Source organism: bacterium (assembly GCA_016873475.1).
Taxonomy (GTDB): Bacteria; Krumholzibacteriota; Krumholzibacteriia; order JACNKJ01; family JACNKJ01; genus VGXI01.
The window spans coordinates 48904-67839 of record VGXI01000001.1 but is presented as its reverse complement, the minus strand read 5'-3'; the positions used below and the strand labels follow the sequence as shown (position 1 = coordinate 67839).

Annotated in this window: 13 protein-coding genes; 11 read left to right on the top strand and 2 right to left on the bottom strand. The window is 72.1% G+C overall.

Annotated elements, in window-relative coordinates; genetic code table 11:
• Positions 1-202: 202 nt before the first annotated feature.
• Entirely contained in the window at positions 203-4096 is a 3894-nt protein-coding gene (locus tag FJ251_00260; GenBank protein ID MBM4116175.1) for a choice-of-anchor D domain-containing protein, read from the top strand.
• Here FJ251_00260 and FJ251_00255 read toward each other — a convergent pair.
• Complete coding sequence (locus tag FJ251_00255; protein ID MBM4116174.1) at positions 4093-4983, bottom strand: hypothetical protein; 891 nt, start codon at positions 4981-4983, stop codon at positions 4093-4095. The genes FJ251_00260 and FJ251_00255 overlap by 4 nt on opposite strands.
• Before the next feature lie 137 nt (positions 4984-5120).
• Between FJ251_00255 and FJ251_00250 the strand changes: the two genes are divergently transcribed.
• The 9 genes from FJ251_00250 to FJ251_00210 are packed head-to-tail and all read left to right on the top strand — an operon-like array spanning position 5121 to position 17202.
• Positions 5121-6296 (top strand): UDP-N-acetylglucosamine 2-epimerase (non-hydrolyzing), encoded by a 1176-nt coding sequence (locus FJ251_00250; GenBank protein MBM4116173.1) that lies wholly within the window; start codon positions 5121-5123, stop codon positions 6294-6296.
• Positions 6296-8482, top strand: a complete 2187-nt coding sequence (locus FJ251_00245; GenBank protein ID MBM4116172.1) for a hypothetical protein — start codon at positions 6296-6298, stop codon at positions 8480-8482. Before FJ251_00250 ends, FJ251_00245 begins: the two co-directional genes overlap by 1 nt.
• Positions 8483-8517: 35 nt before the next feature.
• Positions 8518-9723, top strand: coding sequence for a glycosyltransferase family 4 protein (locus FJ251_00240; GenBank protein ID MBM4116171.1), 1206 nt, complete (start codon positions 8518-8520; stop codon positions 9721-9723).
• A 1-nt stretch (position 9724) separates the two neighbouring features.
• On the top strand, positions 9725-10915 hold the full coding sequence (locus tag FJ251_00235) for a glycosyltransferase (protein MBM4116170.1): 1191 nt from the start codon (positions 9725-9727) through the stop codon (positions 10913-10915).
• Complete coding sequence (locus FJ251_00230) at positions 10912-12438, top strand: hypothetical protein (GenBank protein MBM4116169.1); 1527 nt, start codon at positions 10912-10914, stop codon at positions 12436-12438. The genes FJ251_00235 and FJ251_00230 overlap by 4 nt, the downstream gene beginning before the upstream one ends.
• 13 nt (positions 12439-12451) lie before the next feature.
• Positions 12452-13408: a polysaccharide deacetylase family protein gene (locus tag FJ251_00225; protein ID MBM4116168.1), complete on the top strand. Its 957-nt coding sequence runs from the start codon at positions 12452-12454 to the stop codon at positions 13406-13408.
• Complete coding sequence (gene asnB, locus FJ251_00220) at positions 13408-15405, top strand: asparagine synthase (glutamine-hydrolyzing) (GenBank protein ID MBM4116167.1); 1998 nt, start codon at positions 13408-13410, stop codon at positions 15403-15405. The genes FJ251_00225 and asnB overlap by 1 nt, the downstream gene beginning before the upstream one ends.
• 14 nt (positions 15406-15419) lie before the next feature.
• Positions 15420-15659, top strand: a complete 240-nt coding sequence (locus tag FJ251_00215; GenBank protein ID MBM4116166.1) for an acyl carrier protein — start codon at positions 15420-15422, stop codon at positions 15657-15659.
• 10 nt (positions 15660-15669) lie between these two features.
• Complete coding sequence (locus FJ251_00210; protein MBM4116165.1) at positions 15670-17202, top strand: acyl--CoA ligase; 1533 nt, start codon at positions 15670-15672, stop codon at positions 17200-17202.
• 74 nt (positions 17203-17276) lie between these two features.
• On the opposite strand, the gene FJ251_00205 is transcribed toward FJ251_00210, so the two are convergent.
• Positions 17277-17624 carry a PEP-CTERM sorting domain-containing protein gene (locus tag FJ251_00205; protein MBM4116164.1) on the bottom strand — a complete coding sequence of 116 codons (348 nt, stop codon included), beginning with the start codon at positions 17622-17624 and terminating at the stop codon, positions 17277-17279.
• Positions 17625-17920: 296 nt separating this feature from the next.
• Here FJ251_00205 and FJ251_00200 point away from each other — a divergent pair, with 296 nt between their 5' ends.
• Entirely contained in the window at positions 17921-18934 is a 1014-nt protein-coding gene (locus FJ251_00200) for a hypothetical protein (GenBank protein ID MBM4116163.1), read from the top strand.
• Positions 18935-18936: the final 2 nt, after the last annotated feature.

Sequence of the window (18936 nt, the reverse complement as noted above, 5' to 3'; positions counted from 1 at the left end):
CGTCGTCTGGGACGGCCGCGATGAGAGCGGCCGCGCGGCGGGCACGGGGGTGTACTTCGTGCGGCTGGAGGCAGCGGGCCTCGCCGAGAGCCAGAAGCTGGTGCTGCTGCGCTAGGCGGCGATCGCGAAGCGAGTTCCGGACGCCGCGCGTGGGCAGAGACCGGAGGACTTCACGTTGAGAGAGGGCAGGGGGGAAACCACGATGACGAATCTGCGCACTCGGGCGCTCCTGGCGCTCGCCATCCTGATCATCGCCGCCGGCGCCGCGCAGGCCCAGTCCTGCACAGTGGACTTCGAAACCCTCAACTTCGGTGCCGTGCTCTTGGGCGAGCAGCGGCTGCGCGTGCTCAAGGTAACCAACACGGGAACGGCGAGCCTGCCGCTGGACCTGCCGGCCCAGCCCTGCGCGAGCGTGCCGGCGTTCACGGTGATCACGAGTGGGCACTTCGACGTCGCGCCCGGGGCGAGCCGCACCATCCAGATCCGCTTCGCGCCGACGGAGGCAGGTGGCCACGAGTGCCTGCTCGACCTGGGCACGAACGACTGCCCGCCGGTGACGCTGACGGGTTGGGGTCAGGCGTACAGCGAACCGCAGGGCAATCACATCGGGCTCTACCTCGACCCTGAGGCACAGATCTGCCAGGGTCCCCTGGACGGCGCGAACCTGACCGTCCAGGTGCGCGTGCTGGCGGTGCTGCCGGAATTCACGGGTGCGGGCATCACGGCCTGTGAGTTTCGCCTTGCCAATCTGCCCCCGAATGGCCTGCCGCCGGCCGGGCACTGGACGGCCACCTGGACCACCTCGCTCGTGATCGGCGAGCCCGAAACGGGAATCGCGCTCGCCTGGAGCGAGCCCCAGCCGGGGCCCATTGTCGAGTTGGGCTACCTCGTCTTCAGCAGTTTCCAGCAAGCGAATTGGATCGGCCCTGATCACACCGTGAGCGTGGCGGCCTCGCTCCAGAGCGACGGACTCGTCGTCGTCGACGACAACTACATTGAACTGGCGGTCGCCGGCGGAGGCTTCACTTTCAACTGCAGCGATCCGCCGAGCTGCTCCTGCTTCGCGCCGCTCGAGCCGCTCTGCACGCTACAGCCCGCCTCGCTCAATTTTGGCGTCGTCAGCGTTGGCAGCACATCGCTGCAGTACTTCACGATCCGCAACCAGGGCGAAGGCATCCTGAGCGGTCACGTGAGCGAGAGCTGCGCGGAGTTCTCGATCATCGCGGGTGCCGGACCCTTCAGCCTGGCGACCGGCGCTGGGCATACCGTCTACGTTCGTTTCGCGCCCGAGAGCAGCGGCCCCAAGACCTGCGTCATCGACCTGGGCACGACGGACTGCCCGGAGATGAACTGTACGGGCACGGGCTATGCCGGTGAACCGATCTGCGAGCTGACGCCGAGCAGCCTCGTCTTCTCCGATCTCCCGGTCGGCGCGGCCGAGGTCCGCAGCTTCGTCATCCGCAACGCGGGCGTCGGCCTGCTTACAGGCACCGTGAGCGAGGACTGCCCGGACTTTGCCCTGATAGCAGGCGGCGGGCCCTTCTCGCTAGCCGCGAACATGTCGCGCACGGTGACCGTGCGCTTTGCGCCGAGCGCCCCTGGCGCCCAGACCTGCGCCATCGAGCTTGGCAGCGACGACTGCGCGGACTACCCGTGCTCGGGCAACGCACACGAGCCCGTCCCGGACTGCGCGTTATCGGTCGAGCTCCTCGACTTCGGCGACGTCGCCTTGGGCAGCAGCGTCCTGCGGAGCGCCGCCGTCGAGAACACGGGGGATCTAGCGCTCAGCGGCGTGATCGCCCTCGCCGATCCCAACTTCAGTCTCGTCGCGGGGGGCGGCGCCTTCACGGTAGCGCCGGCCGCGGTCCACAACTTCACCGTGCGCTACACGCCTCTGGCGGCGGGGCAACACGCGGCCGTGCTGACCACGGGCCTGCCCTACTGCGCCGAGTTGCCGCTGATCGGACGCGCTCACGAGCCGGCGCCGAACTGCGTGCTCGAACCGGAAAGCCTCGACTTCGGCGAGCGACTCCTGGGCAGCTACGCCACTGCGAGCTTCAACATCGCCAACACGGGCGACGGCCCGCTGGTCGGCGAGGTCACCTTGGACAGTGAGCACTTCCACCTGCTGGCCGGGGGTGGCGCCTTCACGCTGCAGCCCGGGCATGGGCGGCAGGTCACGGTGCGCTATGACCCTGCGAGCTACGGCCCGCATGCGGCCACGGTCGCGCTCGGCGCGGCGGCCTGCGCAGACGTGCCTCTCAGCGGTTTTGCGCGCAACCCCGCGCACGGCGCCGATCATCTCGGTCTCTTTCTCGATGCCGCGGGCACGCTCTGCGCGGGCGACTTCCCGGTCGGCGTTCCCGACACCCTCTACGTCATCGCCCGGGTGCCCAGCTTCGCGGATCCGGGCATCACGGGCGCCGAGTTCCGCGTTGCCGGCCTCGAGGCGCTCAGCGGTGTAGCCGAAGTCACCGAGGAGTGGTTCTATCCGCCGCTGGACGGCAACTTGGCCTCGGGCATCCGTTTCGACTTCGGCGCGCCGGTGCCGGGCGATTGGGTCGCACTGGGGCGGCTGACGATCCTTCCCTTCACCGACCTTGGCCACGACATCGTCCTGCACATGCAGCGTTCCCTGGACGGCGACCAGCTGCGCGTGAACGACGGCGCCGGCTTGGGCTGGGACGTGGGCGGCGGGCGCTTCACCCTCAACTGCAACGATCCGGGGCTCTGCGATTGCCTGGATTTCGAGAGCGGCTCCTGCGAGCTCTCGGCCACGTCACTGGACTTCGGGACGGTCTTCTACGGCAACACGGCTCATCGCGACTTCAGCATCACCAACGTCGGCTACGCGCCCCTGGGCGGCAGTCTGCAGATCTCGGGCGACTACTTCGCGCTGACCCTCGGTGCCGGCCCCTTCCTGCTCGATCCCGGGGAAACCTTGAATGCGCGGGCCAGCTTCCACCCCGGTGCGATGGGGGTCTACTCCGCCCTGATCACGACGGGCCTGGAGGATTGCCCTTCGATCAGCTGCTACGGCACCGGCACCGGTGGGGGCGGCGGTACGCCGATGCTCGGCATCTACGCCGAAGAGGATGCGATCCTTTGCCAGCTGAACCAGGAGCAGTTCCAGACCGCCACGGTCTACGTCTTCGCGATCCTGCCCGAGTATTTCACGGCGATCACGGCCGCCGAGTTCAGGATCGGCAACCTGCCCGCGGCAGGCAACGGCGGCATCATCAGCTACCACTGGAACACATCGCTGGTGATCGGCGAGGCCGGCCACGGCATTGCCATGGCCTTCAACCCGCCGGTGCCGGGGCCGATGGCCCTGCTCGGCACCATCGACTTCTTCGAGATCCAGGACAGTTGGATCGGAGAGGACCACCGCATCACGGTGTGTGAGAGTCTGGACAGCGGCAATCTCGTTCTCGTCGGCACGGACTACGTCGAGTACTGGTGCGAGCCGGGGCATCTCACCTTCAACTGCACGGGCAGCCTGCCCGGCGGCTGCTCTTGCACCATCGCGATGCCGGTGGTTCTCTCCGACTTCAGCCTCGCCGACCTCGGCGGCGCGGCGCTCGCGCGCTGGCGCTACGAGGGGGGCGGGGATGCGGAGTTCCGCCTCGAAGGCGAGCGGGACGGCCTCTCCTGGCAGGTCGCCTGGCAGCAGACGGCGCCCGGCCAGTACGAAGCCGAGGACCACGCCGCGGCGCTGGCGACCGCGGGTGAGCTGCACTACCGGCTCTTCGGCCGTCTGCCGGGCGAGAGCTGGCAGCTCCTGCGCAGCGAGTCGCTGGCCGTGAGCGGCCGGCGCTTCGCGACGCGGCTCGCGGCGGCGCACCCGAATCCCTTCAACCCGAACGTGACGGTGCCCTTCTCGCTGGCGGCGGCGGGGCGGGCGCGCCTGGCGGTCTACGACGTGCCGGGCCGGCTCGTGCGGGAGCTCTTGAACGAGCCGCGCCCGGCGGGCGAGCATGCGGTCGTCTGGGACGGTCGCGATGAAGCCGGCCGCGCGGCGGGCACGGGGGTCTACTTCGTGCGCCTGGAGGCGGCGGGCCTCGCCGAGAGCCAGAAGCTGGTGCTGCTGCGCTAGCCGCTGTCGGTGTAGTGGCGCGCGAGCTCCGGCTTGTCATCCCATTCGCCCTCGTAGGGCCGGCGCAACTCCTCCTCGGCGTAGTAGCGCACGAGCGTGGACAGCTCGATGAAGAGCACGAGCAGGGTGAGGAAGCTGCTCGCGAGCAAGATGTGCAGCATCAGTTCGGGCCGGAAGCCGAACACGATGACCCGGCGCAGGAGCGTCAACGCGTGCACCGGCAGGGCGAACAGGAAGGGCACGAGGACCAGCACCAAGGTGACCCCCAGGTGCCGCCGGGCGAAGCGGGCGCTCTCACGGATCGCGCGCCGCCAGCCGCTGCTGAAGGCGACGTGGAGAAAGGGCGCGTAGAGCAGGAAGACCGCGCCGACGAAGCCCAGCCCGTAGGCGCCGAGCAGCAGGACGCGCGCCGGGCCGCCGGGACCGAGGCTCGGCAAGAGCAGGCGCTCGACCGCCGCCAGGGGCAGCAGGAAGCAGGCGAGCAGCGCGAGGTTGATGAGCACGAGCCCCGGCCAGCGCGCGAAGGCCCGCCGCCAGGGCGACTCGCGCCTGAGCTTGCCGCCCGTGTGCCAGTCCAGCAGCCGCAGCAGACTCACGCCCTGGCAATACATCCCCAGGGTGGCGGCGAGGCTCAGGTAGAGGCGCCGGTGCAGGTCGGGCAGCTCGAGGAAGAGGCGCGGGTACTCGGCCGCCTCGGGGCCGAACTGTGCGACGAGGAGTTGCGTCAGCCAGGCGCCGCTCGGCCGGGCGACGAGCGCGGTGAGGAGCCAGAGCAGCAGGCCCTGCACCGCCCAGAAGAGCAAGAGCGGAAACCAGTTCCGCCAGGCGCGCAGGCTGGCCAGGGCCTCCCAGTAGATCAGGCTCACCCGCTGGATCGGATTCTGCACGCCGCGCTCCCGGTCCGGATTCGCCGGGCAGCCTAGACGAGGGCCGCCCGCCACCCAAGCGATTTCATGCCATTCTCATGGCAGCGGCCCGCGCGGGCTGCTATAAGTGTCAAGATTCGCCCGGAGATGAGCCCCGCATGAGCACGAGCAAGGCCCCCGTCAGCATCGCCGTCGTCGTCGGGACGCGCCCCGAGGCGATCAAGATGGCCCCCGTCATCCGCGAGCTGAAGGCCGCGCCGGCCCGCTGGCGGCCCCTCGTCGTCGCCACGGCGCAGCACCGCGAGCTGCTCGACCAGGTCTTCCGCCTCTTCGACATCGCGCCCGACCGCGACCTGGACATCATGCAGGCCGGCCAGAGCCTCTTCGACGTCACCGAGCGCGCCCTGCGCGGCCTCGAGCGCGCCTTCGGCGAGCTGGCGCCCGACATGGTGCTCGTCCACGGCGACACGACGACCACCTTCATCGGCGCCCTGGCCGCCTACTACCTGAAGATCCCCGTCGGGCACGTCGAGGCCGGCCTGCGCACGGGCCAGCGCTACAGCCCCTTCCCCGAGGAGAAGAACCGCCATCTCGCCGGCGTGCTCACCGACCTCCACTTCGCGCCCACGCACAAGGCGGCCTGGAACCTGCGCAGCGAGGGCGTGGACGGCAACGACATCCTCGTCACGGGCAACACGGTGATCGACGCCCTGCTCACGGTGGCCGCGCGCCGCGAGGCGCCGCCCGGACTGCCCGCGCTGCCCGATCTCACGGGCCGCCGCCTGCTCCTGATGACCGCGCACCGCCGCGAGTCCTTCGGCGCGCCGCTGGAGCGCGCCTTCGCCGCGCTGGCGGCGATCGCGACCTCGCACCCGGACTGCCTGCTCGTCTACCCGGTGCACCCGAACCCGAACGTGAAGGAGCCGGCTGCGCGCATCCTCGGCGGGCTCGCGAACGTGGTCCTCTGCGAGCCGCTGGACTACGCGCCCTTCGTGCACCTGATGAAGCGCTCCTACGCGATCGTTACCGACAGCGGCGGCGTGCAGGAGGAGGCGCCGAGCCTCGGCGTGCCCGTGCTCGTGATGCGCGAGGTCACCGAGCGGCCCGAGGCCGTGGAGGCCGGCACCGTGCGCCTCGTGGGCACCGACCCCGCGCGCATCGTGCGCGAACTGGGCCGCCTGCTCGACGATCCGGCCGCCCACGCCGCGATGGCGGCCGCCGTGAATCCCTATGGCGACGGCCAGGCCGCGCGCCGCATCGTGCAGCGCCTGGCCCATCGCTTTCACGGGGAGAACCTGCCCGAGCCCTTTGCCCCCTTCGTCAGGGAGGCCTGATGCGCGGACTCGGCCGCCTGCGCCGCAGCGCGCTCCGCTGGCGGGGGCGCCTGGCGCCCCGGCCTGCCGTGCCGCCGCCGGCCGCCGCCCTCGCCGGCGACGCCCTGCTGCCCACCTTCTCTCCAGGCGGCGTTCCTGACGCTGCGGCCCTGGCGGCAGCCTTTCGGCCTCTGCATGATGAAGCGGCCCTGGCGGCGATCGCCGCCCAGCCAGGCGCCGATCGCGGGCTTTCCGCCCTGGCCGAGGACGCCCTCGCCGGCCGCTGGCCCTTCTTCGACGGGCGTCTCGCCGCCGCCTCGCCGCTGGACTGGCGGCAGGTGCCGGGCGGTGGCCGCTGGCCCCTGCTGCCGGCGGAGGCCTACTCGTCCAGTGACTTCACGGCGCACGGCGACGTGCGCGGCCTCTGGGAACTGGGTCGCCTGCAGGCGGCCCCGCCGCTGGCGGCCGCCGCGCGCCTCGCGCCATCCGACTCGCCGGCCGCGCGCGCCCGGGCGGCGGCGGCGCTCGCCCTCATCGCCGATTTTCGCGCCGCGAACCCCTTCGGCTGGGGGCCGCACTGGATCGCGGTTTTGGAGAGCGGGCTGCGCATCTTCTCGCTGCTCTGGACCTGGCAGCTCCTGCCCGCCGCGGCGCGCGACGAGCCGGCGCTCGTCCTGCTCGCAGCCTGCCTGCACGAGAACGCCCGCTTCACGGCGGGGCACCTCTCGGAGAAGGCCGTCGCCAACAACCACCTGCTCGGCGAGGCGGCGGCGCTCTACTGCCTGGGCGCGGCCCTGCCGGTCTTTCCGGAGTCGGCGGACTGGCAGGCGCGCGGGCGGGCCATCCTCGTGCGCCCCCTGCCGCTGCAGCTGCTCGCCGACGGCGTGCTCGCCGAGCAGGCCGTCGACTACCACCGCTTCGTGCTGGACTTCCTGCTCCAGTGCCTGCTCTGGGGACGCGCGGCCGGGGATCCCGCCGCCGAGGACTGGCTGCCCACCCTGGCCGCGATGTGCCGGCCCCTGGCCGCGCTCACGGCGCCGGACGGCTTGCTCGTCCCCTTCGGCGACGACGACAGCGGCCGCGTGCTGCGCCTCGAGGACGGCCCGCGCCGTGACGCCCGCGGCCTGCTCGCCCTTGCCGCGCGCCGCTACGGCGCGACGGTCCCCGAGGCGGCGGCCTGGCCCCTGGCGGGCGAGGCGCTCTGGCTGGGGGGCGCCGGGGCTGCGCCCGCCGCCCAGCCCGCGGAGGCGCCGGGCTTGCAGGTCGAGCGCTTCCCGGCCGCCGGCTGGCACACGGCGCGCTGGGGGGCGCCGGCGGGGGCGGCCGGCCTGCCCGGCGCGCAGCTCCTCGTCAAGGCCGGGCCGATGGGCCGCGGCGGCGCCGGGCACGGGCACGCCGACGCGCTCTCGCTCTCGCCCGCCTTCGGCGGTCGGCCGCTGCTGGTCGAGGCCGGCACCTTCCTCTACAACGGGCCACAGCGCTGGCGGGATCACTTCCGCGGGGCGGCCGCGCACAACCTGCTCCGGGTGGGCGAGCGCGATCCGGCGGAGCCCCTGCCGGCGCCGGACCGCTTCGGCTGGGCGCGGCGCTCGGAGGCCGACCTCGCCGAGAGCGCGCCCGCGTGGCCCGGGGCCCTGCTCGACTGGAGTGCCCGCCGCCGGGGGGACCGCGACGCCGCTGGCCGACCCGTGGCGGTGGGGCGCCGGCTGGCCCTGCTGGCGCCGGATCTGCTCCTGGTCCTGGACGCCTGGCGGGCCGAGACGCCCCTGCCCGTGGCACTCCTCTGGCAAGCGGCGCCGGAATTGCGCATTCTGCCGGGCCCGGCGCCGGCCGCCGACTGCGCCCTGCCGGGCTTCGGAGCGGCCGGCCTGCTCCTCGGCGAGGCGGCCGAACCCCGGCTCTGGCTGCAAGTCTTCTTGCCAGAGGGACTTGACAGCGCCCTCCGGATGGGGGATGAGGAAGGCCCCGCGGGCTGGGTTTCCCCCAGCTACGGCGAGCGGCGGCCCGCCCTCCAGTGGCGCCTGGCCGGCAGCGCGCCGGCGACCGGCTTCTGCCTGAGCCTGCTGGCCGATCCGGCCGGGGGCCTCCAGGCCAGCCGGCTGCGGCGGGAGCCGGGCGGCGCCGTCCGCCTCGAGATCCAGCGGCAGGGTGCTGCGGCGCAGGTTCTCGCTCTCGGCACCGAGCCGGGGGCCTTCGTCCGGGACTAGCCGGGGCCCGGACAGCAGCGAACGAAGCAGGAGCCATGGAGAGCGCAGGGCGCGGCATCGTCATCACGAACCTCTTCCCGAACGCCATCGAGCGGATGCGCGGGCAGTTCGTGCTGCAGGAGACGCAAGCGCTGCGCGAGCGCCACGGCTACGACTTGCGTGTGCTGGCGCCGCTGCCCTGGGTGCCGCCCTTCCTGCGCGGCAAGAGCCGCTATCCCTTCAGCGCGGTGCCGGCCACCGACAGCATCGAGGGCTTCGCGGTCGAGTACCCGCGCCACATCGTGACGCCCGGCGTGCTGCGCTTCTGCTACGGGGACTTCCTGCTGTGGGGCGTCGCGCCGCACTTCGCGCGCCTGCACACGGCGGCGCCGGCCGACTTCGTGCTTGCGCACTACGCCTTTCCCGACGGCTATGCCGCCATGCGCCTGGCCAAGCGTTACGGGCTGCCGCTCCTGATCAAGGTGCGGGGCTCGGACGTGAACCTCTTCACGCGCGGCTTCGCGCGCCGCCGACTCACGCTGGACGCACTCAGGGGCGCCGACCGCGTGGTCGCGGTGAGCGGCGCGCTGCGCGATCGCCTGGCCCAGCTCGGCCTGCCGCCCGAGCGCGTCACCGTGATGCCCAACGGCGTCAACCTCGAGCGCTTCACGCCCCGCGAGCGCGCGGCGAGCCGGCGCGAGCTCGGTCTGCCCGAGGAGCCCTTCCTCTTCCTGTTCGTCGGCATCTTGCGGCCGGTCAAGGGCCTGACGACGCTGCTCCAGGCCTTTCGGGCAATCCCCGAGATGGAGCGCCGCCGCGCGCGCCTGGTGATGATCGGCGCGGGCAATCTCGAAGCGGAGCTGCGCGATCGCATTGCGCGCTTCGGGATGGGCGATCAGGTCGAGCTACGGCCGCCCGTGCCGCACGCCGAGATCCCCCGCTGGCTGGGCGCCTGCGACTGCCTCGTCCTGCCCAGTCGCATGGAGGGCTACCCGAACGTGCTCGTCGAGGCGCTGGCGGCCAGGCGGCCCGTGATCGCCTCGCGCGTGGGGGGGATTCCGGAGATCGTCGTCGAGGGCGAGAGCGGCCTGCTGGTACCGCCCGGCGAGGTCTGGCCGCTCACGGACGCGATGCTGAGCATGCTGGCGGGCTTTCGCTTCGACGACCGCCGCGCGGGCGCCGCCCGCCGCCGCTGGGAGGACGTCGCCGACGAGATGCACGCGCTCATCCAGTCCATGCGGGCCGAGCGCGGACGCGCCTGACATGCGCATCCTCGCCCTGCACCGGACCCAGGGACACGGCGTCGAGGCCGTCCACCTGCGCGGCATGGTGGACGCGATGCGCGCGGCCGGCCACGCGGTGGCGCTCGTCGGCCCGCCGGGCGCCGATCCCTATGCGCCGCCCGCCGCCGGCGGACGGCCCGGCCTCGCGGCGCGCTTCGCGCGTCGCGCCCCCGAGCTGCTCTTCGAGCTGGCCGAGCAGGCCTACGACCGCCGGCTCGCCGGGCGCCTCGCCGCGGCCGCTGCGCGTTTCCAGCCCGAGCTGCTCTACGAGCGCTATGCCTTCTTCGGCAGCGCGGGCGGGCGGCTGGCCGCGCGGCTCGGCATCCCGCACGTGCTCGAGGTGAACTACACGGTGGCCGACCCGCTCGTGCGCCGGCGCAGCGGGCTGCTCATGGGCCAGGCGCGGCGCAGCGAGGCCGCGCTCTTTCGGCGGGCCGCGCTCGTCGCCGCCGTCTCGAGCCGCCTCGTCCAGCGCGTGCGCGCGCAGGGCGTGGCCGAGGCGCGCATCCTGCTGATGCCCAATGCCGTCCACCGCGGCTGGTGGGAAGCGGCGGCGAAGCAGGCGCCGGCCGCGCTGCCCGCGCGGCTCGCCGGCGAGCCGGTGGTGGGCTTCGTGGGCGGCTTCTACCCCTGGCACGGCGTGGATCGTCTCGTCGAGGCCCTGCGCCGCTGCCGCGCGGAGGGTTTGCCGGGCAAGCTGCTGCTTGTCGGCGACGGCCCCGAGCGCCCGCGCATCGAGGCGGATCTCGCGGCTGCCGGTCTCGCCCAGCACGCGCTGCTCACGGGCGCGCTGCCCCATCGCGAGCTGCCGGCCTGGATCGCCGCGATGGACCTCTGCGCCATGCCCGATAGCAACGACTACGGCTCGCCGATGAAGGTCTTCGAGTACATGAGCCTGGGCCGGCCGGTGCTCGCGCCCGACCTGCCGCCTCTGCGCGATGCCCTCGACGACGGCCTCGAGGGCCGCCTCTTCGCCGCGCGCGACGCCGACCCTCCCGCCCCGCTCACGGCGGCCCTGCGCGCGCTGCTCGCGGATCCCGCACTGCGGGCGCGCCTGGGCGCCGCGGCGCGCCGGCGCGTCGGCGAGCGGCACACCTGGCAGGAGAACTGGCGGCGCGTCGAACAGGCGCTGGCGGCCCAGAACGGGCCGGGCCCGGAGGCCCGGCGATGAGCGCGCGGCGCGCGGCGCTCCTTGCCGCGGCCCGCGCCGGCGCCGGCCTCTTCGGCCTCGTCCAGCCGCGCCGGGCGGCGCTGCTGCGCTTCGATCTTTGGCTCGCCCCCTGGCTCGAGCGGCGCCTCGCCCTCGGCGGCCGGCCGCCCGCCGTGCCGCCGGGCACCACGCGCGATCTGCTCTTCTGCTTCGTCGACCACTTCGAGCCGGGCACCAAGGGCGCCGACTTGGGGCGCGCCCGCGCGCGCTTCGCCGCCTGGACCGAGCTCTATCCGCCTCTCGCGCGCCGCTTCGCCGACGCCGAGGGCCGCCACCCGCAGCACGGCTTCTTCTTCCCGCCGCACTACTTCCGCGAGGAGTACCTCCTTGGCCTGGCCGCCATGGACTGGCAGGGCGTCGGCGAGACGGAGCTGCACCTGCACCACGACCACGACACGAGCGAGAGCCTGCGCGCCTTGCTCGAGGAGACGCTCGAGCGCTACGCCGACTACGGCGTATTCCTGATGCAGGGCGATCCGGTGCGGCGGGCCTACGGCTTCATCCACGGCAACTGGGCCCTGGACAACAGCCGGGCCGAGTACTGCGGCGTCGACGACGAGCTGACGATCCTGCGCGAGACGGGCTGCTACGGGGACTTCACCTTCCCCAGCCTCTACGCCGCGCAGCCGCGGCGCGTGAACGCGCTCTACCGCGCCATCGACGACCCGCGCGCCCCCAAGAGCTACGACGACGGACCGCTGATGCAGGCCGGCCGCCGGCCGGCGCCGGACGAGTTCGCGCTGATCACGGGGCCCATCGGCCTGCGCGCGCGGCGGCGCTTTCCCTTCTTCAGCGTGGAGGACGCGGACGTCACCGGCGAAGGCCCGGGCACGCCGGCGCGCGTGCGCGGCTGGGTGAACACGGGCATCCACGTGGCGGGGCGGCCGGAGTGGATCGTCGTCAAGGTGCACACGCACGGGGCACCCGAGCGCCACCGCGACGCGCTGCTCGGAGAAGGCGCGGCGCGGATGTTCGAGACCCTCTGCGGCGAGTACAACGACGGCGAGCGCTGGCGCCTGCACTTCGTGAACGCGCGGGAGTGCTACAACATCCTGCGCGCGGCCGAGGACGGCCTGGCCGGGAACGCGGGCGAGTATCGCGACTACACGCTGCCTCCCTATCTCACGCGCGCCATTCGCTGCAACCGCCGCTACCGGGCGACGCGCTTCCTGCCGGGCGCCGCGGACGCGCCGCCCGCGCTCGCGCTCGAGCTGCTCGATCCGGGGCCGGAGGCGCAGCTCGAGCTGCGCGGCGGCCTGAGCGCGCTGCGCGGCCCGCTGAGGGAGCTGACCGTTGCCCCCGAACGCGAGGGCGTCTGGGCGCTCGCACTGGCCGCGGCGGGCGAGATCGAGCTGGAGCTGGCAGGGAACCTGCAATTGCGCGGGGCCGGCACTGCGGCCGGTGCGGGGCGCTGGCGCCTCGCGCTCGCCGCCGGCGCTCCGCTGCGCGCCACCATCCACCGCGGCCAGGCGCGCGGAGATTGAACGAGGAAGCCCGATGAAGCCCACCGAGATGCCGTCGCTCAGCCGCCTGCAGCGCTTCGTGGTCGCGCACCACGAGTCGCGGCCCTTGATGGCGGCCACCACGGTGCTGGCGCCGCGCCGCCTCTTCAGGTCCTTCATGCGGCTGACGGAGCAGAAGCCCCTCGGCTGGCTGCGCGGCCGCGGCGCGCTCACGCTCAGCTTCGACTGCGACTACAGCAAGGACGTCGAGGCCTACCCCTACGTCGTCGCGCTGCTCAAGCGCTACCGCATCCGAGCCAGCTTCGCGGTGGTCGGTCTCTGGGTCGAGCGCTACCCGGACCTGCACAAGGCCCTGCTCGAGGACGGGCACGAGATCGTCAACCACACCTACAGCCACCCGGACAACGAGGAGATCAACCCCGGCCGCAAGTTCCGCCTCATCTCGCGCGAGGAGAAGAAGGAAGAAGTGGCTCGGGCCCACGAGGTGATCCGCCAGGTGATGGGCGTGGACTGCGCGGGCTGCCGCATCCCGCACTTCAAGGACCTCTTCACGCCGGAGATCTATGGCATCCTCGCCGAGCTGGGCTACCGCTTCGACTCCTCCACGCTGATGACCGGCTCGCCGACGGGCGGCCGGCCCTTCCGCGGACCGCAGGGCATCTGGGAGTTTCCGCTCACGACCTGCCCGAAGCACCCGCTCACCGTGCTCGACACCTGGCACAGCCTGCACGTGGGGCATCCCTTCTACAAGTGGAGCCACGACACGGCGCAGGAGTTCTGCGCGCTGCTCTGGGAGACGGCCGAGGCGGCGCTGGCCTACGGCAACTACGTGAACATCTACCTCGACCCCTGGGACCTGCCCCAGCTCGCGGGCTTCGAAGCGCTGCTCGCGCGCATGGCCGAGCGGCGCGACGAGCTGGAGCTGCTCCTGTACCGGGACATCCTCGAACGGCTCGAGGAGCAGAGCCCCAACGCGGGAGGCGGCGCCTGATGTGCGGCATCGCGGGATTCGTCGATCGGCGGCGCGCGCCCGATCCCGGAGTGCTCCGGCGCATGACGGCCACGCTGGGCCACCGCGGCCCGGACGGCTTCGGCGTCCGCGTCGAGGGCGCGGCCGCGCTCGGCCACAGCCGCCTGGCGATCATCGACCTCACGAGTGGCGACCAGCCGATGGCCGACCCCAGCGGGCGCTACTGGCTCGTCTTCAACGGGGAGATCTTCAACTACATCGAGCTGCGCGCCGAGCTCGAGGCCGCCGGCCACCGCTTCCACACCACCAGCGACACGGAAGTGCTGCTGCGCATGCTGATGATCGGCGGGCCGGCGGCCCTGCCGCGCCTGAACGGGCAGTTCGCCCTCGCCCTCTGGGACGCCCGCGAGGGCTCGCTCTTGCTGGCCCGCGACCGCTTCGGCATCCGGCCCGTGCACTACTGGCGGGGCGAGGGCGTCTTCGCCTTCGCCTCGGAGGTGAAGGCCCTCTTCGCGCATCCCGAGGTACCCCGCGCGCTGGATCGGGAGGCCCTGCTCCAGCTGTTCCGCTACTGGACGCCGCTGCCCGGTCGCACGGCCTTCGCGGACATCGGCGAGCTGAAGGCCGGCCACTGGGCGCGCCTGGACGCCGACGGCCGCTGGCGCGAGGAGCGCTGGTGGCGCTTCCCCTTCCGCAGCGGCGAGCCCGCGCCGCGCCGCCCCGAGGAGGCCGCCGAGGCCCTGCGCGAGGTCCTGCGCCGCGCGACCAGCCTGCGCCTGCGCGCCGACGTGCCGGTGGGCGCCTACGTCAGCGGGGGCATCGACAGCTCCCTGCTCGCCTCGCTGATCCGGGACGAGAACCCCGGCATGCACACCTTCTCGATCCGCTTCACCGACCAGGTCTTCGACGAGCGGCGCTACCAGGACCTGATGGTGAAGCAACTCGGGAGCCGCCACCACTTCGTCGAGGTGAGCGGCGCCGACATCGCGGCCGCCTTCCCGCGCCTCGTCCGGCACAGCGAGAAGCCCGTCCTGCGCACGGCGCCGACGCCGCTGATGCTGCTCGCCGAGAAGGTGCGCGAGGTGGGCGTGAAGGTCGTCCTCACCGGCGAGGGCGCCGACGAGGTGCTGGCCGGCTACGACCTCTTCAAGGACGCCAAGATCCGCCACTGGTGGGCGCGCCGGCCCGAGAGCCGCCTGCGCCCGCTGCTGCTCACGCGCCTGTACCCGACCAGCCCCGTGCTCGCGCGCGCCGGCCGCGCCGACTACCTGCACCAGTACTACGGCCGCTGGATCCACGACCCGGCCGACCGCGGCTTCAGCCACCGCCCCCGCTGGGAAACGAACCTCGGCGTGCTCGACAACTACCTGCAGCCCGAGCCGGCCGCCCTGCTCGCGCGGGTGAGCGACTGGGACGCGGAGTACCTGGACGGCCTGCCGGCCGACTTCGAGCGCTGGAACTGGCTCGACCGCGCGCAGCTCCTGGAGAGCGAGACCCTGCTCGGGGGCTACCTGCTGAGCAGCCAAGGCGACCGGCCCGCGATGGCGCACAGCGTCGAGGGGCGCTTCCCCTATCTCGACCGCGACGTGGCGGCCTTCGCGGCGACGCTGCCCTGGCGCCTGCGCCTGCCCGTCCTCCATGAGAAGGACCTGCTGAAGCGCGCGGCGCGCGGCGTGCTGCCGGACGCCGTGCTCGAGCGCCCCAAGCAGCCCTACATGGCGCCGGACGCGCCCTGCTTCTTCGCCGAGGGCGCACCGGACTGGGTAGCGGAGATGCTTGATGGCCAGCGCCTCGCCCGCTATGGTCTCTTCGACCCGCAGGCGGTGGCGGCCCTCGCCGCCAAGCTGCAGCGCCGGCGGGGAACGCAGATCGGGTTTCGCGACAACATGCTGCTCGTGGGGATTCTCTCCACGCAGCTGCTGGTACACAGCTTCATCGACGGCAATCCGGCGGCGGCGAGCGCGCCGGATGCCAGCTTCCGCGAGGCGCTGCCGCTGGGCAGTCCCGCGGCCCTCTGAGGTAGGCCGTGAGCATGGAAAGCGCCATCCGCCAGTTCATCGTCGAGAACTTCCTGGCGGGCAAGGACGACCCCAACTTCAAGAACAGCGACTCCTTCATGGAGACGCGGGTCATCGACTCCACGGGCATCATGGAGCTGCTGGAGTTCGTCGAATCGGAGTGGGGGATCGGCGTCCAGGACAGCGAGCTGACGCCCGACAACTTCGACTCCATCGCCAAGGTTGCCGGCTTCGTCCAGGGCAAGCTCGGCTAGACGACCGGCCATGAACGCGGTCTGGGAGTATCTCACCGCAACGCAGTGCAGGCACGCCGGGCGCGAGGCCATCGTACAGGGCGACGAGCGCTGGACCTACGCGACCCTCGCCCGCCGCGCCGGCGCGCTGACGGCGCGGCTCCAGGCGCTCGGGATCCAGCCGGGCGATCGCGTCGCCCTGCTCTGGGAGAACTCGCCCGCCTACGCGCAGATCTACTTCGCCGTGATGCGCCTGGGCGCGGTGCTCGTCGCGCTCAATCCGGTGAACGACGAGGCCTACGTCAACAAGGTGCTGGCCGACTGCGCGCCAGCGCTGCTGGTCGCCCAGGAGAAGTTCCTGCGCCGCTTCGCGGCCGGGCTGGACCGGACCCTGCTCCCGCCGCGGATCCTGCTGGACGCGCCCCTCGAGACGCCGCTGCCGGGCGAGACGGGTCTGCTCGATGCGGCGGAAGGCGAGCCGCTCGACCTGCAGGGGCCGGCGGCGGGCGACCTGGCGATGATCCTCTACACCTCTGGCACCACGGGGGCGCCGAAGGGCGTCTGCCTGACCCAGCGCAACCTGATCGCCAACACCGACTCGATCAACGAGTACCTGCGCCTGGACGAGAGCGAGCGCTGCCTCGTGCTGCTGCCCTTCTACTACTCGTACGGCCACTCGCTGCTGCTCACGCACGCGGCGGTGGGGGGCTGCCTGGTCGTCGACAACCGCTTCGGCTTTCCGAACACCGTCCTCGACACCGCCCTGCGCGAACGGGTGACCGGCCTGCCCGGCGTTGCCTCGACCTTCAACATCCTGATGCAGAGGAGCCGTCTGCCCGAGACGGGGATTCCGAGCCTGCGCTACTTCGCGACGGCCGGCGGCGCCCTGCCGCCCGCTGGCCTGGCCCGCCTGCGCGGGATGCTGCCCCAGGCGAAGCCGATCGTCATGTACGGGCAGACCGAGGGCACCGCGCGGCTCTCCTACCTGCCGCCCGCGGACGTGGACCGCAAGCCGGGTTCGATCGGCCGCGGCATCCCGGGCGTCACGCTCGCCGTGCTCGACAAGGACGGCCGGGCCGTGCCCCCGGGCGAGACGGGCGAGATCGTCGCCGCGGGCGAGAACATCATGGCGGGCTATTGGCAGGACCCGGCCGAGACGGCGAAGGTGATCGACAGCGAGGGTCGCCTCTGGACCGGGGATCTCGCCCGGGCGGACGAGGAGGGCTACCTCTGGGTAGTCGGCCGGGAGAAGGACATGATCAAGAGCGGGGCCTTCCGGATCAACCCGAAGGAGATCGAGGACATCGTCCAGGAGCTGGAGGGGGTGCTGGCCTGCGCGGTGGTCGGCGTCAGCGACGACCTCCTCGGCGAGAAGATGGTGGTTTGCCTGGTGCCGGGGCCGGCGGCCGCGCTGGACGAGGCGACCGTGCTGAACCACCTGAAGCGGCGACTGCCCCACTGGAAGCAGCCCCAGGCCGCCCGCTTCTTCGAGGAGCTGCCCCGCACCAGCTCCGGCAAGATCCGCAAGCACCTGATCCAGGCCCAGCTCGAGGCCGAGCGCTAGGGCGCTCCGCCGAGAATGCCGAAAGGCCGCCTCCCCTTCGGGAAGCGGCCTCTCCTCGCGTGCGTGGCTAGGCTCTACTCGGCCTTGCGGCGAATCAGACGGGCCAGGCCCAGAACGCCCATCCCGAGCATGATGCCCGTGGCCGGCTCCGGGACCGGCGCGCTGTCGCCGACCGGGGGCTCGCCCTGGGGATCGATCGGGCCGCTCGGCGAGTCCAGCGGGCCGCCGCTATCGCCCTGGTCGTTGGGCTGGCTGTTGCCCTTCACGAAGAGATCGGACTGGTTGTCGGTCGGCATCTCGCCGGTACCGAAGTGCTCGTTGCCGAACTCCCCGCTGCCGGTGATGATCTGATCGACGCCAGCGCTGGCGCTGAGAGCGAGAAGCATGAGCAGACTGGACAGGATCAGAACGCGTTTCAGCATAGTGCCATCCTCAACGAAGAGTGGGGTATCGCGCACCCGCGAGGCGGGTCAGCTTAGCCCATAATTGTAAGGGCCCTGTGATCTCCATGCAAGCGGCGGGACGGATCCGGCGGTAAGAAAAGCGAATAAGGAGTTGGCCCTCCTGTTTGAGAAGTGTCTCGGGGTGCCGCGAAGGAGCGGCCGGTGTCCTGGTGCGCCCCGGGCTATCGCTGCGTTGCGAAGGAGTGTCCGACAAAGCACTAGACACTGTCTGTAGCGCTGCTTACTGTGCCTTGGAATTCCACTCGGGGGGGAAGATGCCTGAACGCAAGTCCACTTGCGCGCGCGCTTTGGTTCGCGCCTGCGCGCTGCGCTGTCTCCGACCCGCTTCGTTCTGCCTCCTCCTGCTCCTGATTGCGACGGCGGGGCCAACCCACGGCTTTGCCCAGGGCGAGCCGCCGGTCTATCGACTCGGCCCCGGTGACCAGCTCGCCCTGCGGGTCTGGCAGGTTCCCGACCTGGATCGCAGCCTGACCGTCGATGAGAACGGTCGCCTGACGGTGCCGCTGATCGGCGACGTCCAGGCCGGCGGGCGCACGGCGCCCGAGATCGAGGCGGAGATCGTCGAGCGCATCCAGGTCTTCCACCGCACCGTGAACCGCGTCTCCCTCGAGCTGACGGCCTACAACAGCAAGGCCTTCTATGTGATCGGCGCCGTCACCACGCCGGGCCGCTACGCCGTCTGGCCGCTGCCGGATGTTTGGCGCGCGATTCGCGAGGCGGGGGGCGTCGCTCCCGACGGCGACCTCAGCCACGTGCGCGTCTATCGCCTCCGCGACGGCCAGCAGGTCCTCGAGACCTACAACCTCGAGGCGCTCACCGCGCAGGAGGGCGTCCTCGATCTACCAGCGCTGGCGCCCGGCGAGACCGTCGAGGTGCCGCGCCGGCCCGTGAACCCGGCCGGCTACGTGGGATCGGACGGCATCTACGTCTTCGGCCAGGTGCTCCACCCCGGCATCTACCGCCTGGAGGCCGGCGCCAGCGACGTGCTCGGCTTCATCCTGCAGGCCGGCGGGCCGCTCGGCGACGCGAACATGGGCAAGGTGGTGCTGCTCCGCCCGCGCCCCGACGGCAGCCTGCTGCGCCTGGAGATCAACGTCAGCGAGTACCTTGCCGATGCCGACGACAGCCAGAACCCCGATGTGCGGGCCGGCGACACGATCTTCGTGCCGCGGCAAACGGCGGTCATGGCGCTGGTCCGCTCGAACCTCGGCATCCTGACGACGATCGCCACGCTGCTGACAAGCTTCATCCTGCTGAGGAACAGCTGAGC